Source organism: Pseudomonas sp. 10(2024) (assembly GCF_045164175.1).
In the GTDB taxonomy this organism is placed as follows: Bacteria; Pseudomonadota; Gammaproteobacteria; order Pseudomonadales; family Pseudomonadaceae; genus Aquipseudomonas; species Aquipseudomonas alloputida.
In genome coordinates this window covers 3,655,268-3,678,734 of sequence record NZ_CP174006.1, presented here as the reverse complement: position 1 = coordinate 3,678,734, position 23,467 = coordinate 3,655,268, and the positions used below count along the sequence as shown (strand labels likewise).

Genomic DNA, 23,467 nt, shown 5'->3' with positions numbered 1-23,467 from the left:
GCAGGTAAGCCCGCGCCCACACGGACTGTGCAAGCAGCACAAATCCTGTGGGCGCGGGCCGCCTGAATCAGAAGCCCAGGCGATCGCGCAGGCTGTAGTACCAGGCACCGATGGCGCTGAAGGGTACGCGCAGCATCTGGCCACCCGGGAACGGGTAGTGCGGCAGGCCGGCAAAGGCGTCGAAACGCTCTGCCTGGCCACGCAGGGCCTCGGCCAGCACCTTGCCCGCCAGGTGGGTATAGGTCACGCCGTGGCCCGAGCAACCCTGCGAGTAGTAGATGTTGTCGCCGATCCGGCCAACCTGTGGCAGTCGCGACAGGGTCAGCAGGAAGTTACCGGTCCAGGCGTAGTCGATCTTCACGTTCTTCAGCTGCGGGAAGGCCTTGAGCATTTTCGGGCGGATGATCGCCTCGATGTTGGCCGGGTCACGTGCGCCGTACACCACGCCGCCACCGAAAATCAGGCGCTTGTCGCTGGTCAGGCGGTAGTAGTCGAGCAGGTAGTTGCAGTCCTCGACGCAGTAGTCCTGCGGCAGCAGAGTGCGTGCCAGTTCTTCGCCCAGTGGCTCGGTGGTGATCACCTGCGTGCCGCATGGCATGGACTTGGCGGCCAGCTCGGGTACCAGGTTGCCCAGGTAGGCGTTGCCGGCGACGATGATGAACTTGGCGCGGACCTTGCCCTGCGGGGTATGCACGACCGGGTTGGCACCGCGTTCGATGCGCACGGCCGGGGTTTGCTCATAGATGATGCCACCCAGCGACTCGACCGCGGCAGCTTCGCCCAAGGCCAGGTTCAGCGGGTGGATGTGGCCGCCGCTCATGTCGAGCATGCCGCCGATGTAGCTGTCACAGGCAACCACTTCGCGGATGCGCTTCTGGTCCATCAGCTCCAGCTGATTATGGCCAAAGCGTTCCCACAGGCGCTTTTGCGATTCCAGGTGGCCCATCTGCTTGCTGGTAAGGGCGGCGAATACGCCACCATCTTTCAGGTCGCACTGAATGTTGTACTTGGCCACGCGTTCACGAATGATGCGCCCGCCCTCGAAGGCCATGTGGCCCAGCAGTTGCGCCTGCTTGGGGCCGACGGTGCGTTCGATGACATCAATGTCGCGGCTGTAGCTGTTGACGATCTGTCCGCCGTTGCGGCCCGATGCGCCGAAGCCGACCTTGGCCGCTTCGACGATGCTCACCTTGAAGCCGTTCTCCAGAAGGAACAGGGCGCTGGACAGGCCGGTGTAGCCGGCACCGATGATGCACACATCGGTTTCCACCTCACCCTGCAGCGCCGGACGTGGCGGCACCGGGTTGGCCGAGGCGGCGTAGTAGGACTGGGGGTAGGGGGTGTTAGCCATGCTGCAGGAACCTCGTGTTTTATATTTTTAACGAATGTACCGATGCTATCAATAATAATAAACACCCGCTAGTCGTCTGGTGAAAATCCTTTACGGGTCCCCCCTTAGCCAGCCTCTCTATAAAGAGTTTAAGATTCAGTAGGTTAGCGCGAAAAAAAGTGTTGACAGGGTTTTTGTAATGCGTAGAATGCGCACCACACGACAGGCACATAGCTCAGTTGGTTAGAGCACCACCTTGACATGGTGGGGGTCGTTGGTTCGAGTCCAATTGTGCCTACCAAATCGAAAAAGGGGTGATCCGAAAGGCTCACCCCTTTTTTCATTGTCCATTGCGCGTGTGCCGGAAAACCGCGGTCTGGACGCGAAGCGCCTGCATTCGAAAGTTTTTGATTTTTCTCAAAAAAAAGCTTTACAGGTACGCATCGGGCCACTAATATGCGCACCACACGACAGGCACATAGCTCAGTTGGTTAGAGCACCACCTTGACATGGTGGGGGTCGTTGGTTCGAGTCCAATTGTGCCTACCAAATCGAAAAAGGGCGATCAGAAATGATCGCCCTTTTTGCATTTGCGCCCGAAGCAGCGTGTAACGTTTGGTCGCGGTCCGGGCATACCCCGGCGTGCTAGAATCCGCCCCTTCGAATCTGGAGGTACACGCGTGCGCAAACTGGCTGTGGTAATGGCAGTGCTCGCCCTGGCGGGCTGTGAGAACGAGGTCGAAGGCGTGCACAAGCAGGTGGCCGAACACCTGCACAACCCCAAGACCGCCAAGTTCGGCAACGTGCGGATCGACACCCAGGGCACCATCTGCGGTCAGGTCCGCGGCAAGGACGATGCAGGGCAGTACGAAGCCTACCGCAGCTACGTGGCGATCAAGCGCGATGGCCAATACGACATCATCGTCGACGATACCGGCAACAACCTGCGTATCCGTGAGCTCTGCGGCGGAGCCGACCTGCAGCGCCGTGCCGAGGCGCTGGCAGACCAGCCGGCGCCACAGGGTTGGGACGTGGAAGTGGTGCAGGGCGCCAACATGGGCGCGCTCAGCGACATGACGGCGCGCCTGATCGAAAAGGGCATCCCGTCTTCGGTGGAGTACCGTGACGGCAAGCCGGTGGTGCTGCTGGGGCCGTTCCCCACCCGTGAAGAAGCGCAGGCGCGCAGGGACGAAGTGATGGCCAAGCTGGGTACCGATTCGGTGGTCATCCAGCACGGCGCAGCACGCTAAGCCAGTAAAAGTGGCGCCGCAGTCAAGGCTTGTGTCAGGCGCTGTTCACACAAGTTTGGCTATGCTTGGGGTGGTAGCTGCCAAACGGGGAGGGCCTCATGTCTACACTGGAGCGGGCCATTGCCGTGGCCGCCAGGGCGCATGAAGGGCAATACGATAAGGGTGGGGCGGCTTATATCCTCCACCCGTTACGCGTGATGATGCGGGTTTCCACACCTGAACAGCGGATTGTGGCGGTGCTTCACGATGTGATCGAAGACACCCCGCTGACCCTGTCCGACCTGGCGCGTGAGGGTTTCGCGCTGAAAATCCTGGCTGCGTTGCTGGCGCTTAGTCGCCGCGAGGGTGAGCCTTACCAGGATTTCGTGATGCGCCTGGGCGACGACCCGCTGGCGCGCACCGTCAAGCTGGCCGATCTGGCCGACAACAGTGATCTCTCGCGCATCCCCTGTCCGGGCCCCGCTGACCTGGCGCGGCTGGCCCGTTACCGGGAAGCCAGCGCCTACTTACAAACGCTGGCCTGAGGATCAACCGCACGCCTTGAGGTTGACCGGCCCCACGAACGCGTTTCCCCGCCCCATCACGCAGGCGACCTGTTGGTTGCGTTGCCGCTCCCAGGCTTGCGGCGGGTAGGTCTTGTTCCAGGCCTCGAAAAGCTGGCGGTCCTGTTTGGACAGGCGCAGGTTGTACTGCTTGCTCATGTAGAAGTAGGTGCGGGCGATCATGCCGCGGATCGACGGGCGCGGCATCACCTTCCTGGCCTTGAAGTCGACCTGGGTCAGGCAGCGGCCATACTGGCCGCGTTGTTCTGGTAGCCAGCCGAAACTGAAGTTGCTGCGGTCGCCGTTGACCTCACCGATGCTGGGCACCAGGTTGTGCAGGTCGGCTTCGGCACGTTGGTACACTTCGTCATGCTGCGAGCACTGCTTGCGCCCGCCACTCTGCCAGCACTGGCGCTGATGGCCGATCTGCCAGGCGGGTACGATGTGCTCCCACTCGATGCGTGACGCGCGCTGGGCATTCTTGCGTGGGGTATAGCCGCAAGACGCCAGGTTGACCTTGTTGCCCTTGTATTTACAGCCGCAATAAAACTCGGTCGATTGTGGTGCGTAGAGCTTCCAGGCGACCTTCTTGGCCTCCTGGAAGGTGCGCGGGGCGTCGGCTTGAGCAAGCGGAGTGGTCAGTAACAGGCAGGCTGCTGCGAAAAGCGAAACTCTCATGCGCAGTCAATCTTCCTTCGGTACCGTCCAGAAAATCTGCACACCGCCATCGTCGCGATGGGCGAGGGTGACGTTATCGTTTTCTGCGATCTCCTGAAGCAGGGTTTCCCAGTCATCCGGGCTTTCCTGTTCCAGGCGGAAGATCAGCGCCGCACGGCTGTGCTGGGCGGTGGGGCTGTTGATGATCTTCTGGATGCGTACACCCAGCTGTTCATAGCTGCTCGGGGTGGCGGAGGCGGTGCTGGACACAGGAATTCCCTTGTTTTTGCTGTATGCACATACAGTATTTCACTGTAAGTAAATTCGCAACAGCTTGTCAGGAGAAATCCAGCGTTGGCCTGTAAACCATGAGGCCGGTCAGAAAGGTAAACGATGTCGCCGGTTTGTAACCTCTGTGTCTATGCGGTTGAGGAATTGGCAACGAGGCCCTCAGAGCCGGCGCACCGGCCCTGAGGGGGAAGCACTCAGTACTCCCAGAAGATCCGCTGCAGCTCTTTGCTGTCCTGGGTCTTGGTCATTGCCACCATCGCCAGGATCCGCGCTTTTTGCGGGTTCAGGTCGTGAGCCACGACCCAGTCGTTCTTGTCATCCGGCTGTTCGGCATTACGCAGTACGAAACCACCCTGGTTGACATGCGACGAGCGGATGATCTGCACGCCGTTCTTGCGCAGTTCTTGCAGCGCCGGGACTACCCGCGACGATACCGAACCGTTGCCGGTACCGGCATGGATCAGCGCCTTGGCGCCGTTCTGTGCCAGCGCCTTGTAGGCGGTGTCGGTGACGTTGCCATAGCCATAGGCAATGTCCACCTGCGGCAGGCTGCTGATCTGCTTGATATCGAACTCGGAATTGACCGTATGGCGCTTGGCCGGCAGGCGGAACCAGTACGATTTGCCTTCCACCACCATGCCCATCGGGCCCCAGGCGCTCTTGAAGGCTTCGGTCTTGATGTTGACCGCCTTGCTTACATCGCGGCCGGACTGGATCTCGTCGTTCATGGTCACCAGCACGCCCTTGCCACGCGACTGCTTGTCGCTGGCTACGGCCACGGCGTTGTACAGGTTGAGCATGCCGTCGGCGGACATGGCGGTACCCGGACGCATCGAGCCGACCACCACGATTGGCTTGTCGGTCTTCTCTACCAGGTTGAGGAAGAAGGCGGTTTCTTCGAGGGTATCGGTGCCGTGGGTGATGACGATGCCGTCCACGTCCTTGCTTTCGGCCAGCTCGGCGACGCGCTTGCCCAGCTTCAGCAGGTCGTCATTGCTGATGCTCTCGGAGGCGATCTGCATCACTTGCTCGCCGCGTACGTTGGCGATGTCGGCCAGTTCCGGTACGCCGGCGATGAGCTTGTCGACGCCCAACTTGGCAGCCTGGTAAGTGGCGCTGTTGGCAGCGCTGGCACCGGCGCCGGCAATGGTGCCGCCGGTGGCGAGGATGACCACATTGGCCAGCTTCTGTTGGGTTTCGGCTTCTTTGGCCGAGGCGCTGGATGGCAGGATCAGCAGCAGGGCGAGTGCGCTGGGGGCGAAGGTTTTCAGTGCGGCATTCATCGTTATTGTTCTCTCTTCCTAGTGAGTTAGTTATTGAGTCGCGCAGGGCTATAGGCATTTTTCGTACCAAGGCACCACGCGTTGCCCGGGTTGGAGCGGCCTTGCGTTGCAATGGGCTGTGTAGCAGCCCCGACAATGTGTGATGTTGCACCGAGCCGCGCCTGCCAAAGGCGGCATTGCATTCGTAATTCCGAACAAATAAAGGAAAAGGTGTTCGGTTTTTCGGAAAAGACTGCATAATCGGCCCCAGCAGCACTTTGACCTCCGAAAGCCAAACGGATTTGACAAACAACGGTCCTGTTACCATAGTTGGTCAACGCAAACGTTTGCGATCCGACAAAAAACACAAGATTCGGAGTCATCGTTCATGAAGCTGCCGTTCCCCGGCCGTCTGCTGGCCCTCGCTGTCATTTCCTCGCTTAGCCTCACCTTGCCATTGTCTGCCGCCCACGCTGAAGACAAGCCTAAGGTCGCCCTTGTCATGAAGTCGCTGGCCAACGAGTTCTTCCGCACCATGGAAGACGGCGCCAAGGACTACCAGAAAACCCACGCCGACGAGTTCGAGCTGATCGCCAACGGCATCAAGAACGAGACCGACACTGGCGAGCAGATCCGCATCGTCGAGCAGATGGTCAATGCCGGCGCCAAAGCGCTGGTGATTGCCCCGGCTGATTCCAAGGCGCTTGTGTCGGCGGTGAAGAAGGCCATGGACCAGGGCGTGGTGGTGATCAACATCGACAACCGTCTGGACCCTGATCTGCTAAAGAGCAAAGGCATCAGCGTTCCCTTCGTCGGCCCCGACAACCGCAAGGGCGCGCGCCTGGTTGGCGATTACCTGGCCAGCCAGAAGCTCAAGGCCGGCGACCAGGTGGGCATTATCGAAGGCGTGTCGACCACCACCAATGCCCAGCAGCGCACCGCCGGCTTCAAGGACGCCATGGACGCCGCGCAGATGAAAATCGTCTCGGTGCAAAGCGGCAATTGGGAGATCGACAAAGGCAACGCCGTCGCCGCCTCCATGCTCAACGAGTACCCCGACCTGAAGGCCTTGCTGGCCGGCAACGACAGCATGGCCCTGGGCGCTGTGTCCGCCGTGCGTGCCGCTGGCAAGACCGGCCAGGTGCAAGTGGTGGGCTATGACAACATCAATGCCATCAAGCCAATGCTTGAAGACGGTCGGGTGCTTGCCACCCTCGACCAGGCGGCCAGCCAGCAGGCGGTGTATGGCATTCAGGCGGCGCTGAAAATGGTCAAGGGCGAAAAGCCTGATGTGGATGCCGACAACGTCATCCAGACCCCGGTCGAACTCATCACCAAGAAGCCCTGATGCTGCCAGGAGAATCGGCCATGCCTGCATCGGCCAATGAAGTGGTGCTTGCCGCCAGCGGCCTGGGCAAGACCTACGCCCAGCCCGTACTTGGCGAGGTCAGCTTGAGCCTGCGCGCCGGCGAAGTGCTGGCCCTGACCGGCGAGAACGGCGCGGGCAAGAGTACGTTGTCCAAGCTCATCAGCGGCCTGGAGGTGCCCACCACCGGGCACATGACCTACCGCGGCCAGGCCTACGCGCCCGGCAGTCGCGGCGAGGCCGAACGCCTTGGGGTGCGCATGGTCATGCAGGAGCTGAACCTGCTGCCGACGCTGACCGTGGCGGAAAACCTGTTTCTCGACAACCTGCCCAGCCGCTTCGGCTGGATCAGCCACAAGCGCTTGCGCCAGCTGGCAACGGCTGCGATGGCTCGGGTCGGGCTCGACGCCATCGACCCGGACACCCCTGTCGGCGAACTGGGCATCGGCCATCAGCAAATGGTCGAGATTGCCCGCAACCTGATCGGTGACTGCCATGTGCTGATCCTGGACGAGCCCACTGCCATGCTCACTGCGCGCGAGGTGGCCTTGCTGTTCACCCAGATCGAGCGCCTGCGCGCCCGCGGCGTGGCCATCGTCTATATCTCGCATCGCCTGGAAGAGTTGCAGCGTGTGGCCCAGCGCATCGTTGTACTGCGCGATGGCAAGCTGGTGTGCGACGAGCCGATCCAGCGCTACAGCAGCGCCGAGCTGGTCAACCTGATGGTCGGCCGCGAGCTGGGCGAGCATATTGACCTGGGCCGACGGCAGATGGGGGCACCGCTGCTCAAGGTCGACAAGCTGTGCCGCGGCGACAAGGTGCGCGAGGTGTCGTTCGAAGTCAGGGCAGGGGAGATTTTTGGCATCTCCGGCCTGATCGGCGCCGGCCGTACCGAGCTGCTGCGCCTGATCTACGGTGCCGATCGCGCCGACAGCGGCGGTATCGCGCTGGGCCAGCCGCCGCAGGCGGTAAACATCGACTCGCCCAAGGCTGCAGTGCGTGCCGGTATCGCGCTGATAACCGAAGACCGCAAAGGCGAGGGCCTGCTGTTGACGCAATCGATCAGCGCCAACATTGCGTTGGGCAACCTGGGCGCGGTATCGCGCGCCGGTGTGCTCGATGGCGAAGCGGAAAAGGCCTTGGCCGAACGCCAGATCCAGGCCATGCGCATTCGCAGTGCTGGCGCGCAGCAAGTGGTGGGCGAGCTGTCTGGCGGTAACCAGCAGAAGGTGGTGATCGGCCGCTGGCTGGAGCGCGATTGCCAGGTGCTGCTGTTCGACGAACCCACGCGTGGCATCGATGTGGGCGCCAAGTTCGACATTTATGGCCTGCTGGCCGAGCTGGCGCGCCAAGGCAAGGCCTTGGTGGTGGTATCCAGTGACCTGCGCGAACTGATGCTGATTTGCGACCGCATCGCCGTGCTGTCCGCCGGCCGCCTGATCGACACCTTCGCGCGTGATCATTGGAGCCAGGACCAGTTGCTTGCCGCCGCCTTCGCCGGTTACCAGAAACGTGACGCACTGCTGCATGATGCAGCCCCCAGGATGGATGCATGAAAACCACCCCGCTCAACAACCAGGACGCCGCCCCTGTGCGCCGCAGCGGTACGTACTTTGGCCTGGGCACCTACCTGGGCCTGGCTGGCGCCTTGCTGGCGATGATCGTGCTGTTCTCGTTCCTCAGCAGCCACTTCTGGTCGTATGGCACCTTCAGCACGCTGGCCAACCAGATCCCGGACCTGATGGTGCTGGCGGTGGGCATGACCTTCGTGCTGATCATCGGCGGCATCGATCTGTCGGTGGGCTCGGTGCTGGCGCTGGCCGCCTCGACGGTGAGCGTGGCGATACTCGGCTGGGGCTGGGGCGTGCTGCCCTCGGCGCTGCTGGGCATGGCTGTGGCCGCATTGGCCGGCAGCATTACCGGTGGCGTCACCGTGGCCTGGCGTATCCCGTCGTTCATCGTTTCGCTTGGTGTGCTGGAGATGGCCCGTGGCCTGGCCTACCAGTTCACCGACTCGCGCACCGCCTATATCGGCGACGCCTATGCCTGGTTCTCCAACCCGGTCGACTTTGGTGTTTCGCCAGCGTTCATCATCGCCTTGCTGGTGATCGTGCTCGCCCAGTTGGTCCTGACGCGCACGGTGTTCGGTCGTTACCTGATCGGTATCGGCACCAACGAAGAGGCCGTGCGCCTGGCCGGTATCGATCCGCGCCCCTACAAAGTGCTGGTGTTCGCCCTGATGGGCCTGCTCGCCGGCCTGGCCGCGCTGTTCCAGATCTCGCGGCTGGAAGCGGCCGACCCCAATGCCGGCTCTGGCCTGGAGCTGCAGGTCATTGCCGCCGTCGTGATCGGCGGCACCAGCCTGATGGGTGGGCGTGGCTCGGTCATCAGCACCTTCTTTGGCGTACTGATCATTTCCGTATTGGCCGCCGGGCTGGCGCAGATCGGTGCCAGCGAGCCGACCAAACGCATCATCACCGGGGCGGTGATCGTCATCGCCGTGGTGCTCGACACTTACCGTAGCCGGCGCGCAGGCCGGCGGAACTGACAACATGGCAACCATCAAAGACGTCGCGGCACTGGCGGGTATTTCCTACACCACCGTGTCCCATGTACTCAACAAGACCCGTCCGGTCAGCGAGCAGGTGCGGCTGAAAGTGGAAGCCGCCATCATCGAACTGGATTACGTGCCCAGTGCGGTGGCGCGCTCGCTGAAAGCGCGCAGCACGGCCACCATCGGCCTGTTGGTGCCCAACAGCGTCAACCCGTACTTCGCCGAGCTGGCGCGGGGTATCGAAGACGCCTGCGAGCGCAACGGCTATTGCGTGATCCTGTGCAACTCCGACGACAACCCGCAGAAGCAGCGCAGCTACCTGCGCGTGCTGCTGGAAAAGCGCATCGACGGCCTGGTAGTGGCCTCGGTGGGCCAGGACGACGACCTGCTGCAAAGCCTGGCCAGTGTGCGCACGCCAATGGTCATCGTCGACCGTGAGCTGGAAGGCGTCGATGCCGACCTGGTGCGCATTGACCACGAGCAGGGGGCGTATCTGGCCACCCGGCATCTGCTGGAGCTTGGCCATCGCGACGTCGCCTATATCGGCGGCCCCGCCGAAACCGGGGTTACCCAGCTGCGCCTGAGCGGCTTCCGCCGTGCCATGGCCGAAGCCGGTGCGCCCGTGCCGGGCAGCCGTGTACTGCACTGCGACTTCACCAGCCCGGGTGGCCATGCAGCGGCGGCGCAGGTGCTGGAAGGCAAGCGGCCCTCGGCGATTTTTGCCGGCAACGACATGATCGGCTTTGGTGTGCTGCGCGCTGCAGCCGAACGCAATATCAGCGTACCCGGCGAGCTGTCGGTGATCGGCTTCGATGACATCGAGCTCAGCCGCTACGTGTACCCACCACTGACCACCGTGGGCCAGTCGATCCGCGAGCTGGGCGAGAGCGCTGCCTCGTTGCTGCTGACGCGTATCGCTACGCCCCGGCAAGGCGCGGCGGAGCAGCGCATTGTCGCCCCGCGTATCGTCTTGCGTGAGTCCACCGGGCCGCGTCCGGACCTGTTCAATGATTACCGCTAACGCTAAGGAAACGTCATGAATGCCAAGGTTGTGGTGGTTGGCAGCCTCAACATGGACCTGGTGGTCCGCGCCCAGCGCCTGCCACGGGCCGGCGAGACACTCCCCGGCGATAGCTTTTTCACGGTGCCGGGCGGCAAGGGTGCCAACCAGGCGGTCGCAGTGGCGCGGCTGGGCGGCAGCGTGGCGATGATCGGCAATGTAGGGGATGACGACTACGGTCGGCAGCTGCACCGGGCCTTGTATGTCGAGGGGATCGACTGTCAGGGCGTCAGCACCTGCCCGGGCACGTCCAGCGGTGTGGCGCTGATCACGGTGGATGCTGCCAGCCAGAACTGTATTGTCATCATTCCCGGCGCCAACGGCCTGCTGACGCCGCAGTCGGTGCGGCGCTTCGATGCGTTGCTGCAGGCTGCCGAGGTAATCATCTGCCAGTTGGAAGTGCCAGCCAGCACCGTGGCCTGGACACTGGCCAGAGGGCACGAGCTGGGCAAGCAGGTGATCCTGAACCCAGCACCCGCTACCGGCCCCTTGCCAGCGGACTGGTTTGCGCATATCGATTACCTTACCCCTAACGAAAGTGAGGCCGAAGCCTTGACCGGTGTGGCGGTGACCGACCAGGACAGTGCCCGGCGCGCAGGCGAGCGCTTGCTGCAGCTGGGGGCAGGCAAAGTGATCATCACCTTGGGTGCGCAAGGTGCCTTGCTGGTTACTGCCCAAGGCCATCAGCACTATCCGGCGCCGCACGTGCAACCGCTGGACACCACCGCTGCCGGCGATACCTTCATCGGTGGCTTTGCTGCCGGCCTGGTGCGTGGGCTGGAGGAGGGAAAGGCGATCGCCTTTGGCCAGCGTGCTGCAGCATTGTCGGTTACCCGTGCCGGTGCCCAACCGTCGATTCCCTACCTGGCGGAGCTGACGCCATGAAGAAAACCCCGCTGTTGAACGTTGCCCTGTCGCGAGTCATTGCCGGCATGGGGCATGGCGATATCCTGGTGATCGGCGATGCCGGGCTGCCGGTGCCGCCGGGTGTCGAGCTGATCGACCTGGCCATTACGCCTGGCCTGCCGGACTTCGCCAGCGTGCTGCGGGTGGTGCTGAGCGAATTGCAGGTTGAGCGGCACGTGCTGGCTGAAGAAATGCAGAAAGTGGTGCCACCTGCGCTGGTCGAAATCGAGCGACTGAAGGGCAAGCTGGGCAAGCGCGAATGGTTGACCCATGAGGATTTCAAAGTGCTGTCGCGCAGTGCCCGTGCGGTGGTGCGTACAGGCGAGTGCCAGCCCTACAGCAACATTGCCCTCATCTCCGGCGTCACCTTCTAGCCGCTTCCACAGAGGACGCCGGGCTGTGTAAACGCATGATTCATAGGCAACAGGAGTGCCATCCATGCTCAAGTCCCTGCTACAAGGAGTCGTCTTCATGGCCACAGCCTCCACCCTCCAGGCCGCGCCCATCGACCTGATCATCGACACCGATCCCGGCGCGGACGACGTGGTCGCGCTGTTTCTGGCCATGGCTTCGCCCAACGAACTCAGTATCCGCGCCATCACCACCGTGGCCGGCAACGTTCGCCTGGACAAGACCTCGCGCAATGCCCGCCTGGCCCGCGAATGGGCGGGGCGTGAAGACATCCCGGTGTACGCTGGTGCCGGCCGCCCATTGGTGCGCACGCCGATCTACGCCGCCGACGTTCATGGCGAAGAAGGCCTCACCGGCGTACAGGTGCACGAGCCGAAAGCGCCCCTGGCCCAGGGCAATGCCGTGCAATACCTGGTCGATACCCTCGGCGCAGCCAAACCGCACAGCATCACTGTCGCCATGCTCGGCCCGCAGACCAACCTGGCCCTGGCGCTGATCCAGCGCCCGAGCATCGTCAAAGGCATCAAGGAGGTGGTGGTCATGGGGGGAGCGCATTTCAACGGCGGCAACATCACCCCGGTGGCGGAGTTCAACCTCTACGCCGACCCGCACGCCGCCGAAGTGGTGCTGGCCAGCGGCGTGCAGCTGACCTACCTGCCGTTGGATGTCACGCACAAGCTGCTGACCAGTAACGCCCGCCTCAAGCAACTGGCAGCCGTGAACAACCAGGCCAGCAAGCGCGTGGTGGATATCCTCAATGCCTACATCACCCACGACATGGACGTGTATGGCATACCTGGCGGCCCTGTGCACGACGCCAGCGTCATCGCTTACCTGTTAAAGCCCGAGCTGTTCAGCGGCCGGCGTATCCACATGAGCATCGACAGCCGCGAAGGGCCCACTTTCGGCCAGACAATTGCAGACTGGTACGGTGTGCTCAAGCGGCCGGCGAATGTGCTGTGGGTGGAGCAGGGTGATGCCCAGGGGCTGTTCGACCTGCTCAGTGCCCGTCTGGCGCGATTGGAATAGCCGCGTGCGGCGCGTAGCGCTCGAACACCTGGTCGATGAAGCTGCGTGCCGCCTCGGCACCGTTGTCGCGCACCAACAGGTCGATGGCGATCAGCAGCAACTCTTCCGGTGTGCCAGGGCTGTACGCGCTCTGGCCCTCGGCCCATTTGACCTTGATATCGGCATCGATGCTGTGGGTGCTCATGAAAAGCTCTCGCTAGGGGCCCGGAACGAAGGAGGAACACCTGACCCTGGTGTTCGATGGAGGCGGGATGCGCTCCACTTCTTGCAGCAAATCATGGCTTTGCGCCGGTGACCGTGCGGGCTAAGCATATGGCAAACACAGCACGTTGTGCAAAATCCGGTCACGATTGCTTTTCGCCTCGCTGCTGCAGTTCAGGCAGACTTGACCGGTTTTGCAACAAATGATGAGCGGAGCTGTCGGATCAGGCAGTTCCCGGACCGATTTAGGAGGCTTCATGTTTCGTACCCGTGCTTACCTGGCAACTCTGGCTGTGGCTGCTGTCCTGGCGGGTTGCAGCACTGGTGGCAATGCTGATGGCGGTGGTGCGCCGGCCGCGTCAGCGGGCAACGATGGCCGCTGCGAAGCCAGTGGTGCCGACTTTGCCATGGGCAAGCAGGCCAGCGCCGAATTGCTGGAGCAGGCACGCAAGGCCAGCGGCTCGCAGATGGCGCGCATTCTCAAGCCGCACGACGTGGTCACCCTGGAGTACCGCTCCGAGCGCCTGAACCTGAACGTGGACGAGCAGGGCAGGGTAACCCGCGTCAACTGCGGTTGATGCACGCGGGGGCAACTGCCTTGCGCAAAATGTGAAAAGCCTGCGCGGTCGCCTGTAGGAGCGGGTTCACCCGCGAACACGGGCGAAGCCCGTGCCATTCACCCTAAAGTCTGTTTCGCAGGCAATCCCGCCCCTTCAGATGATGCATCACCCATAAAAAAACCCGCCACAAGGGCGGGTTTTTTTACAGCTATCCGAATTACTCCGGACGAACCTGTGCAGCCTGCATGCCCTTCTGGCCGCGCTCGGCGACGAAGGAAACAGTCTGGCCTTCTTTCAGGCTCTTGAAGCCGTCAGATTCGATGGCTTTGAAGTGTACGAACAGGTCGTCGCCGCCGCCTGCTGGGGTGATGAAGCCGTAGCCTTTCTCATCATTGAACCATTTGACGGTGCCTTGTTGGCGATTGGACATGGGTGAATCTCCAGAACATTTAGTTTTTTCAGTGGTGCAATGCGGCCGAGGCTACGGAGCACGGGATACATCATAGTCTAATTCTGCGCATCTAGCGCCTTTTACCTTCGCAGGATATTGATCCAGCTCAAAGAATGGCTGGCCATCACCGGCTTTAAGGTTTCAGCTCTTCGGTGCGCAGGCCTGTTTCACCACCGACTGCGCCTTCTGCATCAGCTTGGCGTCAACGCCGTCCTTGCTGTCGAGGTCGGCAATCTCGGCGTCGGTGAAATTCTTTTTGATGGCTTGCGCGCCACAGTCGCAGTGTTTTTTCGCGGTGGCAGCGTCAACGCCCTGGCCGCTGGCCACTTGCGTGCACTGGGTCATGTAGGCGGCCTCCTTCCCGGCTGGGAAGTTGCCGGCGTTCGCAGCCACGGGCAGCAGCAGGGCGCCAGCGGCCGCCAGGGCCAGAAGAGACGGAACTCGCATCACCAGTTACTCCTTGGGTTAAGGTCTCATCAAGAGTAGGTTGCTTCCCAAAGTCTGAGCGGTATTTTTCCGCGTTAGTTCACCGCTGCGGTGCAATTTCCAAATATTTCTGCCTGGGGTGCAACCCGCGTGCTAGCATGCTCGGCTTGCAGTCGCGCTGTTGCCGGCTGCAGCTATCTTTTTTCTTTCCAGTCACTCTGGTTCGTCCCTGACAAGCCGAAAGGCTTCTGCCACTGTGGGGCAGGCTTCCTTTTACCGGAAGGCAGGTCGGATCTTGTACTGGCTCATCCCAACCCACGTGACCTTTGGTAGGGGTCACCACTAGGAGAGGAGGCGCCATGCCCGTTATTACTCTTCCCGATGGCAGTCAACGTTCGTTCGATCACGCCGTATCCGTAGCCGAAGTAGCCGCTTCCATCGGCGCTGGCCTGGCCAAGGCCACTGTGGCCGGCAAGGTCGACGGCAAGCTGGTCGATGCGTGTGACCTGATCAGCAACGACGCCACCCTGCAGATCATCACCCCTAAAGATGAAGAGGGACTGGAGATCATTCGTCACTCGTGCGCCCACTTGGTTGGCCACGCCGTGAAGCAGCTGTACCCGACCGCCAAGATGGTGATCGGCCCCGTCATTGACGAAGGCTTCTATTACGACATCGCCTACGAGCGCCCCTTCACCCCAGAAGACATGGCCGCCATCGAAAAGCGCATGATGGAGCTGATCGAAAAAGACTACGACGTGGTCAAGAAAATGACCCCGCGCGCCGAAGTCATCGATGTGTTCACGGCCCGTGGCGAAGACTACAAGCTGCGTCTGGTCGAAGACATGCCGGATGAACAGGCCATGGGCCTGTACTACCACGAAGAATACGTCGACATGTGCCGTGGCCCGCACGTGCCGAACACCCGCTTCCTCAAGGCATTCAAGCTGACCAAGCTGTCCGGCGCCTACTGGCGTGGCGATGCCAAGAACGAGCAGCTGCAGCGCGTGTACGGCACGGCCTGGGCTGACAAGAAGCAGCTGGCTGCGTACATCCAGCGCATCGAAGAAGCCGAAAAACGCGACCACCGCAAGATCGGCAAGCAGCTCGACCTGTTCCACCTGCAGGAAGAAGCCCCGGGCATGGTGTTCTGGCACGCCAACGGCTGGACCGTCTACCAGGTACTCGAGCAGTACATGCGTGGCGTGCAGCGCGAAAACGGCTACCAGGAAATCAAGACCCCGCAGGTTGTCGACCGCATCCTGTGGGAGCGTTCCGGTCACTGGTCCAACTATGCCGAAAACATGTTCACCACTTCGTCGGAAAGCCGTGACTACGCGGTAAAACCGATGAACTGCCCGTGCCACGTGCAGGTGTTCAACCAGGGCCTGAAAAGCTACCGCGACCTACCGCTGCGTCTGGCCGAGTTCGGTGCCTGCCACCGTAACGAGCCGTCCGGCGCCCTGCACGGCATCATGCGCGTGCGTGGCTTCGTACAGGACGATGCGCACATTTTCTGCACCGAAGATCAGGTGAAGAAAGAGGCCGCCGACTTCATCAAGCTGACCCTGGACGTGTACAAGGACTTCGGTTTCAGCGACATCGCCATGAAACTGTCCACTCGTCCGGCCAAGCGTGTCGGTTCCGAAGAGTTGTGGGACCGTGCTGAAACAGCACTGGCCGACGCCCTGAACGAATCCGGCCTTGAGTGGGAATACCAGCCGGGCGAGGGTGCCTTCTACGGCCCGAAAATCGAGTTTACCCTGCGCGACTGCCTCGGCCGTAACTGGCAGTGCGGTACCCTGCAGTACGACCCGAATCTGCCAGAGCGTCTGGATGCCAGCTATATCGCCGAAGATAACAGCCGAGTTCGCCCGGTCATGCTGCACCGCGCCATCCTCGGTTCGTTCGAGCGCTTCATCGGCATGCTGATCGAGCACTACGCGGGCGTGTTCCCGGCGTGGCTGGCCCCAACCCAGGCGGTGATCATGAATATCACCGACAAGCAGGCCGATTTCGCCCTCGAGGTTGAGAAATCTCTGAACGGAAGCGGTTTCCGTGCCAAGTCGGACTTGAGAAATGAGAAGATCGGCTTTAAAATCCGCGAGCATACTTTGCTCAAGGTCCCGTACCTTTTGGTTATAGGGGACCGCGAAGTCGAAACGCAAACCGTCGCTGTGCGTACTCGCGAAGGCGCAGACCTGGGCTCCATGCCCGTCGCCCAATTCGTTGAGCTGCTGACACAAGCGGTTTCCCGGCGTGGTCGCCAAGAATCGGAGTAATGACTATTAAGCGTGAAATGAGAAACGATAAGCGTGCTGTACCGAAGGCCCCGATCAACGAGAATATCTCGGCCCGCGAGGTTCGGTTAATTGGCGCAGACGGCGAGCAGGTTGGCATCGTCTCGATTGATGAAGCGCTGCGTATCGCTGATGAAGCGAAGCTGGACCTGGTAGAAATCTCTGCAGACGCGGTACCACCCGTCTGCAAGGTCATGGACTACGGCAAGCACCTCTTCGAGAAGAAGAAGCAGGCTAACGAAGCCAAGAAAAACCAGAAGCAGATCCAGATCAAAGAAATCAAGTTTCGTCCAGGGACGGAGGATGGGGATTACCAGGTAAAACTACGCAACCTGGTACGTTTCCTTACCGATGGGGACAAGGCCAAGATCTCTCTGAGATTCCGTGGTCGTGAGATGGCCCACCAGGAGCTGGGCATGGAGCTGTTGAAGCGGGTCGAAGCCGACCTCGCCGAATACGGCACCGTTGAGCAGCATCCGAAGATGGAAGGACGCCAGCTTATGATGGTCATCGCCCCCAAGAAAAAGAAGTAATCTCCCGGGCACGGCAGGCCTGATGATTATGTGTAATTTTATCGAATGCGGAGTTCCAACATGCCAAAAATGAAAACCAAGAGCGGTGCTGCGAAGCGCTTCCTGAAGACAGCTTCGGGCTTCAAGCACAAGCACGCTTTCAAGAGCCACATCCTGACCAAAATGTCGACCAAGCGTAAGCGTCAACTGCGCGGTGCCAGCTTGCTGCACCCGTCCGACGTCGCAAAAGTCGAGCGCATGCTGCGCGTTCGTTAATTCTGGTTAAGATAGAGGAAGTTACTCATGGCTCGTGTTAAGCGCGGCGTTATCGCTCGTAAGCGTCACAAAAAAATTCTGAAACTGGCTAAAGGTTACTACGGTGCACGTTCGCGCGTATTCCGTGTAGCCAAGCAAGCGGTCATCAAGGCAGGCCAATACGCCTACCGCGACCGTCGCCAGAAGAAGCGTCAGTTCCGCGCACTGTGGATCGCTCGTATCAACGCCGGTGCCCGCACCAACGGTCTGTCCTACAGCCGTCTGATTGCTGGCCTGAAAAAGGCTTCGATCGAAATCGACCGTAAGGTTCTGGCTGATCTGGCAGTGAACGAAAAAGCGGCGTTTGCTGCGATTGTCGAGAAAGCTAAAGCCGTTCTGGCTTAAGTACCCGCGACAATCACCCGGCGGTGCTAGCGCTGCCGGGCATTGAACGTCATCGATAGGGGAAGAGCCTTCAAAGCTCTTCCCCTATTTTCGTATCTGGAGTCTGTACATGGAAAACCTGGATGCGCTGGTCTCCCAAGCCCTAGAGGCCGTGGAACGCGCTGAAGACATCAACGCCCTGGAACAGATCCGGGTTAATTATCTCGGCAAGAAGGGCGAGCTGACCCAGGTGATGAAGACCCTGGGCAACCTGCCAGCCGAAGAGCGGCCGAAAGTCGGCGCGCTGATCAACGACGCCAAAGAGCGCGTCACCGTTGTGCTCAATGCCCGCAAGGCTGCCTTTGAAGAAGCCGAGCTCAGCGCTCGCCTGGCTGCCGAATGCATTGACGTCACCCTGCCAGGCCGCGGCCAGGCCACCGGTGGCCTGCACCCGATCACCCGTACACTCGAGCGCATCGAGCAGTTCTTCACCCACATTGGCTACGGCATTGCCGAAGGCCCAGAAGTGGAAGACGACTACCACAACTTCGAAGCGCTCAACATCCCCGGCCACCACCCGGCGCGGGCGATGCACGATACCTTCTACTTCAATGCCAACATGCTGCTGCGTACCCACACCTCGCCGGTGCAGGTGCGGACCATGGAGTCCACCCAGCCGCCCATCCGCATTGTGTGCCCGGGCCGCGTATACCGCTGCGACTCGGATATCACCCACTCGCCGATGTTCCACCAGGTCGAAGGCCTGCTGATCGATCGCGATATCAACTTCGCCGACCTCAAGGGCACCATCGAAGAATTCCTGCGCGTATTCTTCGAGAAAGAACTGGCGGTCCGTTTCCGCCCATCGTTCTTCCCCTTCACCGAGCCGTCTGCAGAAGTCGACATCCAGTGCGTGATGTGTTCCGGCAACGGCTGCCGCGTGTGCAAGCAAACCGGCTGGCTGGAAGTGATGGGCTGCGGCATGGTGCACCCGAATGTGTTGCGCATGTCCGGCATCGACCCAGAAGAGTTCCAGGGCTTCGCCTTCGGCATGGGTGCCGAGCGCCTGGCCATGCTGCGCTATGGCGTCAACGATTTGCGTCTGTTCTTCGACAACGACCTGCGGTTCCTAGCCCAATTCCGCTAGGCCCAATCGACGCAACTTTCAGGAGAACAGCATGAAATTCAGTGAACAGTGGCTGCGCGGTTGGGTCAACCCGCAAGTCTCCCGTGACGAACTGGTCGCCCGCCTGTCCATGGCCGGCCTCGAAGTTGACAGCGTTACCCCCGCTGCCGGCCAGTTCAGCGGCATCGTCGTGGGCGAAATTCTCGCCACCGAACAACACCCGGACGCCGACAAGCTGCGCGTGTGCCAGGTAAGCAGCGGCCAGGAAACCTTCCAGGTTGTGTGCGGCGCCCCTAACGCCCGCCCAGGCATCAAGATCCCGTTCGCCATGATCGGTGCCGAACTGCCAGGCGACTTCAAGATCAAGAAGGCCAAGCTGCGCGGCGTCGAGTCCTTCGGCATGCTGTGCTCGGCTGCCGAACTGCAGATCAGTGAAGAAAACGACGGCCTGCTGGAGCTGGCTGCCGACGCTCCGGTGGGCGAAGACATTCGCAAGTACCTGAGCCTGGATGATGCCAGCATCGAAATCGGCCTGACCCCGAACCGCGGCGACTGCCTGTCCATCGCCGGCCTGGCCCGCGACGTCAGCGCCCTGTACGACACCCCGGTCACCCGCCCGGTGGTGCCAGCCGTAGCGGCCGCCCATGACGAAGTGCGCCCGGTCGAAGTCAGCGCCCCGGCTGCCTGCCCGCGCTACCTGGGCCGCGTTATCCGTAACGTCGACCTGAGCAAGCCAACCCCACTGTGGATGGTCGAACGCCTGCGCCGCAGCGACGTTCGCAGCATCGATGCCGCCGTCGACATCACCAACTACGTGATGCTCGAACTCGGCCAGCCGATGCACGCCTTCGACCTGGCAGAAATCAACGGCGGCATCCGCGTGCGCATGGCCGAAGAGGGCGAAAAGCTCGTCCTGCTCGACGGCCAGGAAGTGGCCCTGCGCGCCGACACCCTGGTCATCGCCGACCACACCCGCGCCTTGGCCATCGCCGGCGTCATGGGTGGCGAGCACAGCGGTGTGAACACCGAAAAAACCCGCGACCTGTTCCTGGAAAGCGCCTTCTTCGAGCCGATTTCCGTCGCCGGTAAAGCCCGTTCCTACGGCCTGCACACCGATGCATCGCACCGCTACGAGCGCGGCGTCGACTCGCAACTGGCCCGCGAAGCCATGGAGCGCGCCACCCAGTTGCTGCTGGACATCGTTGGCGGCGAAGCCGGCCCTGTGGTCGAAGCGGTCAGCGAACAGCACCTGCCACAAGTAGCCCCGGTCACCCTGCGCGCCGAACGCATCACCCAGATGCTTGGCATGGAAATGGACCCAGCCCAGGTCGAGCAGTTGCTCAACGCCCTCGAGCTGACCACGACCAAGAGCGGGGAAGGGCAGTGGACCGTCAGCGTACCAAGCCACCGCTTCGACATCAGCCTGGAAGTGGACCTGATCGAAGAGCTGGCCCGCCTGTACGGCTACAACAACCTGCCGGTTCGTTACCCGCAAGCCCGCCTGGCCCCACAGGGCAAGCCGGAAACCCGCGGTGACCTGCCAACCCTGCGCCGCCTGCTGGTTGCCCGCGGCTATCAGGAAGCCATCACCTACAGCTTCATCGACCCGAAACTGTTCGAACTGTTCAGCCCGGGCGTAGAGCCGCTGCTGCTGGCCAACCCCATCTCCAGCGACATGGCCGCCATGCGCGCCTCGCTGTGGCCGGGCCTGGTCAAGGCACTGCAGCACAACCTGAACCGCCAGCAAGACCGCGTGCGCCTGTTCGAAAGCGGCCTGCGCTTTGTCGGCCAGCTGGGTGACCTGCAGCAGCAGCCAATGATTGCCGGCGTCATCACCGGCAGCCGCCTGCCAGAAGGCTGGGCCAACGGCCGCGACGGCGTCGACTTCTTCGACGTGAAAGCCGACGTGGAAGCCCTGCTGGGTTACTCCGGCGCCCTGAGCGACTTCACCTTCAGCGCCGGCAAACACCCAGCCCTGCACCCGGGCCAGACCGCCGTCATTGAGCGCGACGGCAAGCTGGTCGGCTACCTCGGCGCCATCCACCCGGAGCTGGCCAAAGCCCTGGGCCTGGACCGCCCGGTGTTCCTGTTCGAGCTGGTGCTGGGCGACGTGGTCGAAGGCCGCCTGCCGAAATTCAGCGAACTGTCCAAGTTCCCGGAAACCCGTCGTGACCTGGCTTTGATCGCAGGACGTGATGTAGCTTCTAGCGCGGTGCTTGAATTAATTCGTGACAATGCAGGCGAATGGCTCACAGACCTCAGGCTGTTTGATGTGTACCAAGGTAAAGGCATTGATCCTGATAGAAAAAGCCTTGCCGTCGGCTTGACCTGGCAGCATCCATCGCGCACTCTTAACGACGATGAGGTGAACACTACCCTGCAAAACATCCTCACCTCGCTCGAACAAAGGTTGAACACCACGTTAAGGAAATAACGGCATGGGTGCTCTGACGAAAGCTGAGATGGCCGAAAGGCTGTACGAGGAGCTGGGGCTTAACAAGCGTGAGGCCAAGGAGCTGGTCGAGCTGTTTTTCGAAGAAATTCGGCACGCACTTGAAGAGAACGAGCAGGTCAAGCTGTCCGGTTTCGGCAACTTCGACCTTCGCGACAAACGCCAGCGGCCGGGCCGTAACCCCAAGACAGGGGAAGAGATCCCGATCACCGCGCGGCGCGTCGTCACCTTTCGTCCAGGGCAGAAGTTGAAGGCCCGGGTTGAGGCCTATGCTGGAACCAAGCCATAACGACGAACTGCCCCCCATACCGGGCAAACGCTACTTCACCATTGGTGAAGTGAGCGAGTTGTGTGCCGTAAAGCCACACGTGCTGCGGTATTGGGAGCAGGAGTTCGACCAGCTGAACCCTGTGAAGCGGCGGGGGAACCGGCGGTATTACCAGCGCCAGGATGTGCTGATGATCCGCCAGATTCGTGCGCTGCTGTATGACCAGGGGTTCACCATTGGCGGGGCGCGGTTGCGGCTCTCCAGTGATGAGGCTAAAGATGAATCCAGCCAGTACAAGCAGCTGATTCGGCAGATGATTGTTGAGTTGGAGGATGTGTTGGTGGTTTTGAAGAAGTAAGCTGGGTTTCTGATGAGTGGAAAATTTTTTGAGAAAAAGCTTTCATTTATCAGAGGGTTAGGGTACATTCTTCAACGTTCTTGGCAAGATTGAGAACATGCTTCAAAGCCCAGTCGGGGCGTAGCGCAGCCCGGTAGCGCACTTGCATGGGGTGCAAGGGGTCGAGTGTTCGAATCACTCCGTCCCGACCATATATTTCAATGACTTAGGCCATTTCCGAAAGGAGTGGCCTTTTTCATGTGCGTGACTTTTGCGTCACTTCTCAGGGTTTTACCCCTGCCGGCACTGTGCTTGCAACAGCTCGCCCCGTACCTGGGCGACCTAGCCCTTACGCGTAGCAGCGTGAGTCCATCCATGCCACCAGCTCGGCCCGGTGCTGGGCCGACATGTGCTAAACCGCACATCGGTCCAAGGCCAACTACAGGCTGGCCCATCGGCGCCGCATCCACCATGGCACTGATACAGAGTGATACGTCCCCTCAGCTGCCAGCGGCCCAGTGGCGCCGCTTGTCCATGATGAAGTCGACGAAGGCTCGCAGGCGCAACGGCATGTGTCGGCCTTGGGGATACAGCAGGGTGAACGGCCGCGAGCGGCCCGCGAAGGGCCGCAGCACCTCGACCAGCGAGCCCTCGGCAAGCTCGCGCTCGACGATGAAGCGGTAGGTCTGGAACAGTCCCGCGCCGTGCTTGGCCAAGGTCACGCCACCGAGCACGTCGTCCGAGCAGACGTAGCCGCCTTCGGTGAGGACTTCCCGCTCGCGGCCCTCCTCGTCGAACAGCCAGGCGATGCGCCGACCGCTGCTGGGCAGTTCGAACTGGATGCAGTCATGCCGCGCCAGTTCTTCAAGGCTCTTCGGCTCGCCTGCGTGTTCCAAGTAATCTGGAGTGGCCACCACCACCAGCCGGGCGTCTTCCAGCGGCCGGGCGATCAGGGTCGAATCCGGCTGTGCACGCACGCGGATGGCCAGGTCGTAGCCCTCGCCGACAAAGTCGATGTTGCGGTTGCCCAGGTGGATGTCGACCTGCACCTTCGGGTAGCGCCGTCGAAACTCGGGCAGCAGCGGCAGGATGCGGTGGTGCCCGTAGGTCGTGGGCAGGCTGATGCGCAGTGTGCCCGAAGGCTCCTGCTGCTGCCCGGTCACCACCCGTTCGGCCTCCACCAGCTGGGTCAGCGCCTGACGACACTGTTCGTAGTAGCCTCGCCCGCCCTCGGTCAGGCGGATGCTGCGGGTGGTACGGACGAACAGTCTGGAGCCCAAGCGCTCTTCCAGGCGGCTGATCGAGCGACTGACCGCTGCCGGCGTCACGCCCGCCGCGAGACCGGCCGCGGTGAAGCTGCCCAGCTCCGCCGCCAGACAGAACAGCTCGATGCTGCCGAGTAGGACGTCGTCGAAATGCCGCTGCATTGATTACACCATGTATCAACTGAAGTTCTCGCTGCCATATTTATCCTTATCTGAAGCAAAAATATAGTCCTCCCAACGGCGCACTTCGGCGCCACCTGATTGGGAGAAAT

Annotated in this window: 26 protein-coding genes and 3 tRNA genes; 21 read left to right on the top strand and 8 right to left on the bottom strand. The window is 61.4% G+C overall.

All coding sequences use genetic code 11. The features are described from left to right. Positions 1-67: 67 nt before the first annotated feature. Positions 68-1,351, bottom strand: coding sequence for an FAD-binding oxidoreductase (locus ACI7M0_RS16665; RefSeq protein WP_003250557.1), 1,284 nt, complete (start codon positions 1,349-1,351; stop codon positions 68-70). A gap of 203 nt (positions 1,352-1,554) precedes the next feature. Here ACI7M0_RS16665 and ACI7M0_RS16660 point away from each other — a divergent pair. From ACI7M0_RS16660 to ACI7M0_RS16645, 4 genes are all read left to right on the top strand, one after another. Further along, positions 1,555-1,631 (top strand) — tRNA-Val (locus ACI7M0_RS16660). A 171-nt stretch (positions 1,632-1,802) separates the two neighbouring features. After that, positions 1,803-1,879: transfer RNA gene (locus tag ACI7M0_RS16655), tRNA-Val, on the top strand. A 131-nt stretch (positions 1,880-2,010) separates the two neighbouring features. Beyond that, a complete protein-coding gene (locus tag ACI7M0_RS16650) occupies positions 2,011-2,580 on the top strand; it encodes an SPOR domain-containing protein (protein WP_014591568.1) in 570 nt (189 codons plus the stop codon). A gap of 98 nt (positions 2,581-2,678) precedes the next feature. Beyond that, positions 2,679-3,104 (top strand): hypothetical protein, encoded by a 426-nt coding sequence (locus tag ACI7M0_RS16645; protein ID WP_010953397.1) that lies wholly within the window; start codon positions 2,679-2,681, stop codon positions 3,102-3,104. Between the two features lie 3 nt (positions 3,105-3,107). On the opposite strand, the gene ACI7M0_RS16640 is transcribed toward ACI7M0_RS16645, so the two are convergent. The 3 genes from ACI7M0_RS16640 to ACI7M0_RS16630 all read right to left on the bottom strand — a co-directional run bounded on the left by ACI7M0_RS16640 (position 3,108) and on the right by ACI7M0_RS16630 (position 5,353). Next, a complete protein-coding gene (locus tag ACI7M0_RS16640) occupies positions 3,108-3,800 on the bottom strand; it encodes an endonuclease (RefSeq protein ID WP_129931914.1) in 693 nt (230 codons plus the stop codon). 6 nt (positions 3,801-3,806) lie between these two features. Next, positions 3,807-4,049: a DUF1654 domain-containing protein gene (locus ACI7M0_RS16635; protein WP_129931915.1), complete on the bottom strand. Its 243-nt coding sequence runs from the start codon at positions 4,047-4,049 to the stop codon at positions 3,807-3,809. A 215-nt stretch (positions 4,050-4,264) separates the two neighbouring features. Further along, positions 4,265-5,353: an asparaginase gene (locus ACI7M0_RS16630; RefSeq protein ID WP_010953400.1), complete on the bottom strand. Its 1,089-nt coding sequence runs from the start codon at positions 5,351-5,353 to the stop codon at positions 4,265-4,267. Positions 5,354-5,720: 367 nt separating this feature from the next. Here ACI7M0_RS16630 and ACI7M0_RS16625 point away from each other — a divergent pair, with 367 nt between their 5' ends. From ACI7M0_RS16625 to ACI7M0_RS16595, 7 genes are all read left to right on the top strand, one after another. Beyond that, complete coding sequence (locus tag ACI7M0_RS16625) at positions 5,721-6,680, top strand: sugar ABC transporter substrate-binding protein (RefSeq protein ID WP_129931916.1); 960 nt, start codon at positions 5,721-5,723, stop codon at positions 6,678-6,680. Positions 6,681-6,700: 20 nt separating this feature from the next. Beyond that, complete coding sequence (locus ACI7M0_RS16620) at positions 6,701-8,254, top strand: sugar ABC transporter ATP-binding protein (RefSeq protein ID WP_104962066.1); 1,554 nt, start codon at positions 6,701-6,703, stop codon at positions 8,252-8,254. After that, on the top strand, positions 8,251-9,246 hold the full coding sequence (locus tag ACI7M0_RS16615; protein WP_129931917.1) for an ABC transporter permease: 996 nt from the start codon (positions 8,251-8,253) through the stop codon (positions 9,244-9,246). Before ACI7M0_RS16620 ends, ACI7M0_RS16615 begins: the two co-directional genes overlap by 4 nt. A gap of 4 nt (positions 9,247-9,250) precedes the next feature. Next, entirely contained in the window at positions 9,251-10,273 is a 1,023-nt protein-coding gene (locus tag ACI7M0_RS16610) for a LacI family DNA-binding transcriptional regulator (RefSeq protein WP_104962064.1), read from the top strand. 15 nt (positions 10,274-10,288) lie between these two features. Then, entirely contained in the window at positions 10,289-11,197 is a 909-nt protein-coding gene (gene rbsK, locus ACI7M0_RS16605; RefSeq protein ID WP_129931918.1) for a ribokinase, read from the top strand. Beyond that, a complete protein-coding gene (gene rbsD / locus ACI7M0_RS16600; RefSeq protein ID WP_003250646.1) occupies positions 11,194-11,592 on the top strand; it encodes a D-ribose pyranase in 399 nt (132 codons plus the stop codon). Before rbsK ends, rbsD begins: the two co-directional genes overlap by 4 nt. 64 nt (positions 11,593-11,656) lie before the next feature. Beyond that, entirely contained in the window at positions 11,657-12,658 is a 1,002-nt protein-coding gene (locus ACI7M0_RS16595) for a nucleoside hydrolase (protein WP_129931919.1), read from the top strand. Here ACI7M0_RS16595 and ACI7M0_RS16590 read toward each other — a convergent pair. Continuing rightward, positions 12,630-12,842 (bottom strand): hypothetical protein, encoded by a 213-nt coding sequence (locus tag ACI7M0_RS16590; protein ID WP_003250649.1) that lies wholly within the window; start codon positions 12,840-12,842, stop codon positions 12,630-12,632. The genes ACI7M0_RS16595 and ACI7M0_RS16590 overlap by 29 nt on opposite strands. Positions 12,843-13,116: 274 nt before the next feature. Here ACI7M0_RS16590 and ACI7M0_RS16585 point away from each other — a divergent pair, with 274 nt between their 5' ends. After that, positions 13,117-13,437, top strand: a complete 321-nt coding sequence (locus ACI7M0_RS16585) for an I78 family peptidase inhibitor (protein ID WP_049587634.1) — start codon at positions 13,117-13,119, stop codon at positions 13,435-13,437. A 199-nt stretch (positions 13,438-13,636) separates the two neighbouring features. Here the strand turns inward: ACI7M0_RS16585 and ACI7M0_RS16580 are convergent, their stop codons facing one another. Both ACI7M0_RS16580 and ACI7M0_RS16575 read right to left on the bottom strand, forming a co-directional pair. Continuing rightward, on the bottom strand, positions 13,637-13,849 hold the full coding sequence (locus tag ACI7M0_RS16580; RefSeq protein ID WP_003250656.1) for a cold-shock protein: 213 nt from the start codon (positions 13,847-13,849) through the stop codon (positions 13,637-13,639). A 162-nt stretch (positions 13,850-14,011) separates the two neighbouring features. Continuing rightward, positions 14,012-14,317, bottom strand: a complete 306-nt coding sequence (locus ACI7M0_RS16575; protein ID WP_012052881.1) for a hypothetical protein — start codon at positions 14,315-14,317, stop codon at positions 14,012-14,014. Positions 14,318-14,655: 338 nt separating this feature from the next. Here ACI7M0_RS16575 and thrS point away from each other — a divergent pair, with 338 nt between their 5' ends. The 9 genes from thrS to ACI7M0_RS16530 all read left to right on the top strand — a co-directional run bounded on the left by thrS (position 14,656) and on the right by ACI7M0_RS16530 (position 22,142). Then, a complete protein-coding gene (gene thrS / locus ACI7M0_RS16570; protein ID WP_019751949.1) occupies positions 14,656-16,578 on the top strand; it encodes a threonine--tRNA ligase in 1,923 nt (640 codons plus the stop codon). Then, complete coding sequence (infC, locus tag ACI7M0_RS16565) at positions 16,578-17,129, top strand: translation initiation factor IF-3 (protein ID WP_012052879.1); 552 nt, start codon at positions 16,578-16,580, stop codon at positions 17,127-17,129. Before thrS ends, infC begins: the two co-directional genes overlap by 1 nt. A 60-nt stretch (positions 17,130-17,189) precedes the next feature. After that, complete coding sequence (rpmI, locus tag ACI7M0_RS16560; protein WP_003250667.1) at positions 17,190-17,384, top strand: 50S ribosomal protein L35; 195 nt, start codon at positions 17,190-17,192, stop codon at positions 17,382-17,384. 27 nt (positions 17,385-17,411) lie between these two features. Continuing rightward, positions 17,412-17,768 carry a 50S ribosomal protein L20 gene (rplT, locus tag ACI7M0_RS16555; RefSeq protein ID WP_003250671.1) on the top strand — a complete coding sequence of 119 codons (357 nt, stop codon included), beginning with the start codon at positions 17,412-17,414 and terminating at the stop codon, positions 17,766-17,768. 109 nt (positions 17,769-17,877) lie between these two features. Further along, a complete protein-coding gene (gene pheS / locus ACI7M0_RS16550; RefSeq protein ID WP_003250674.1) occupies positions 17,878-18,894 on the top strand; it encodes a phenylalanine--tRNA ligase subunit alpha in 1,017 nt (338 codons plus the stop codon). 31 nt (positions 18,895-18,925) lie between these two features. After that, on the top strand, positions 18,926-21,307 hold the full coding sequence (gene pheT, locus ACI7M0_RS16545) for a phenylalanine--tRNA ligase subunit beta (protein WP_129931920.1): 2,382 nt from the start codon (positions 18,926-18,928) through the stop codon (positions 21,305-21,307). 4 nt (positions 21,308-21,311) lie between these two features. Continuing rightward, positions 21,312-21,614, top strand: coding sequence for an integration host factor subunit alpha (gene ihfA / locus ACI7M0_RS16540; RefSeq protein ID WP_003250679.1), 303 nt, complete (start codon positions 21,312-21,314; stop codon positions 21,612-21,614). Beyond that, complete coding sequence (locus tag ACI7M0_RS16535) at positions 21,595-21,951, top strand: MerR family transcriptional regulator (protein WP_003250681.1); 357 nt, start codon at positions 21,595-21,597, stop codon at positions 21,949-21,951. The genes ihfA and ACI7M0_RS16535 overlap by 20 nt, the downstream gene beginning before the upstream one ends. 114 nt (positions 21,952-22,065) lie before the next feature. Then, positions 22,066-22,142 (top strand) — tRNA-Pro (locus tag ACI7M0_RS16530). A 288-nt stretch (positions 22,143-22,430) separates the two neighbouring features. On the opposite strand, the gene ACI7M0_RS16525 is transcribed toward ACI7M0_RS16530, so the two are convergent. Next, positions 22,431-23,357: a LysR family transcriptional regulator gene (locus tag ACI7M0_RS16525; protein WP_129931921.1), complete on the bottom strand. Its 927-nt coding sequence runs from the start codon at positions 23,355-23,357 to the stop codon at positions 22,431-22,433. Positions 23,358-23,467: the final 110 nt, after the last annotated feature.

Excerpts from the sequence above, each read along its gene's own strand:
- ACI7M0_RS16665 (WP_003250557.1), bottom strand. The coding sequence starts at position 1,351 with ATGGCTAACACCCCCTACCCCCAGTCCTACTACGCCGCCTCGGCCAAC.
- ACI7M0_RS16645 (WP_010953397.1), top strand. The coding sequence starts at position 2,679 with ATGTCTACACTGGAGCGGGCCATTGCCGTGGCCGCCAGGGCGCATGAA.
- ACI7M0_RS16640 (WP_129931914.1), bottom strand. The coding sequence starts at position 3,800 with ATGAGAGTTTCGCTTTTCGCAGCAGCCTGCCTGTTACTGACCACTCCG.
- ACI7M0_RS16630 (WP_010953400.1), bottom strand. The coding sequence starts at position 5,353 with ATGAATGCCGCACTGAAAACCTTCGCCCCCAGCGCACTCGCCCTGCTG.
- ACI7M0_RS16625 (WP_129931916.1), top strand. The coding sequence starts at position 5,721 with ATGAAGCTGCCGTTCCCCGGCCGTCTGCTGGCCCTCGCTGTCATTTCC.
- ACI7M0_RS16620 (WP_104962066.1), top strand. The coding sequence starts at position 6,701 with ATGCCTGCATCGGCCAATGAAGTGGTGCTTGCCGCCAGCGGCCTGGGC.
- ACI7M0_RS16615 (WP_129931917.1), top strand. The coding sequence starts at position 8,251 with ATGAAAACCACCCCGCTCAACAACCAGGACGCCGCCCCTGTGCGCCGC.
- ACI7M0_RS16610 (WP_104962064.1), top strand. The coding sequence starts at position 9,251 with ATGGCAACCATCAAAGACGTCGCGGCACTGGCGGGTATTTCCTACACC.
- rbsK (WP_129931918.1), top strand. The coding sequence starts at position 10,289 with ATGAATGCCAAGGTTGTGGTGGTTGGCAGCCTCAACATGGACCTGGTG.
- rbsD (WP_003250646.1), top strand. The coding sequence starts at position 11,194 with ATGAAGAAAACCCCGCTGTTGAACGTTGCCCTGTCGCGAGTCATTGCC.
- ACI7M0_RS16595 (WP_129931919.1), top strand. The coding sequence starts at position 11,657 with ATGCTCAAGTCCCTGCTACAAGGAGTCGTCTTCATGGCCACAGCCTCC.
- ACI7M0_RS16590 (WP_003250649.1), bottom strand. The coding sequence starts at position 12,842 with ATGAGCACCCACAGCATCGATGCCGATATCAAGGTCAAATGGGCCGAG.
- ACI7M0_RS16585 (WP_049587634.1), top strand. The coding sequence starts at position 13,117 with ATGTTTCGTACCCGTGCTTACCTGGCAACTCTGGCTGTGGCTGCTGTC.
- ACI7M0_RS16580 (WP_003250656.1), bottom strand. The coding sequence starts at position 13,849 with ATGTCCAATCGCCAACAAGGCACCGTCAAATGGTTCAATGATGAGAAA.
- ACI7M0_RS16575 (WP_012052881.1), bottom strand. The coding sequence starts at position 14,317 with ATGCGAGTTCCGTCTCTTCTGGCCCTGGCGGCCGCTGGCGCCCTGCTG.
- thrS (WP_019751949.1), top strand. The coding sequence starts at position 14,656 with ATGCCCGTTATTACTCTTCCCGATGGCAGTCAACGTTCGTTCGATCAC.
- infC (WP_012052879.1), top strand. The coding sequence starts at position 16,578 with ATGACTATTAAGCGTGAAATGAGAAACGATAAGCGTGCTGTACCGAAG.
- rpmI (WP_003250667.1), top strand. The coding sequence starts at position 17,190 with ATGCCAAAAATGAAAACCAAGAGCGGTGCTGCGAAGCGCTTCCTGAAG.
- rplT (WP_003250671.1), top strand. The coding sequence starts at position 17,412 with ATGGCTCGTGTTAAGCGCGGCGTTATCGCTCGTAAGCGTCACAAAAAA.
- pheS (WP_003250674.1), top strand. The coding sequence starts at position 17,878 with ATGGAAAACCTGGATGCGCTGGTCTCCCAAGCCCTAGAGGCCGTGGAA.
- pheT (WP_129931920.1), top strand. The coding sequence starts at position 18,926 with ATGAAATTCAGTGAACAGTGGCTGCGCGGTTGGGTCAACCCGCAAGTC.
- ihfA (WP_003250679.1), top strand. The coding sequence starts at position 21,312 with ATGGGTGCTCTGACGAAAGCTGAGATGGCCGAAAGGCTGTACGAGGAG.
- ACI7M0_RS16535 (WP_003250681.1), top strand. The coding sequence starts at position 21,595 with ATGCTGGAACCAAGCCATAACGACGAACTGCCCCCCATACCGGGCAAA.
- ACI7M0_RS16525 (WP_129931921.1), bottom strand. The coding sequence starts at position 23,357 with ATGCAGCGGCATTTCGACGACGTCCTACTCGGCAGCATCGAGCTGTTC.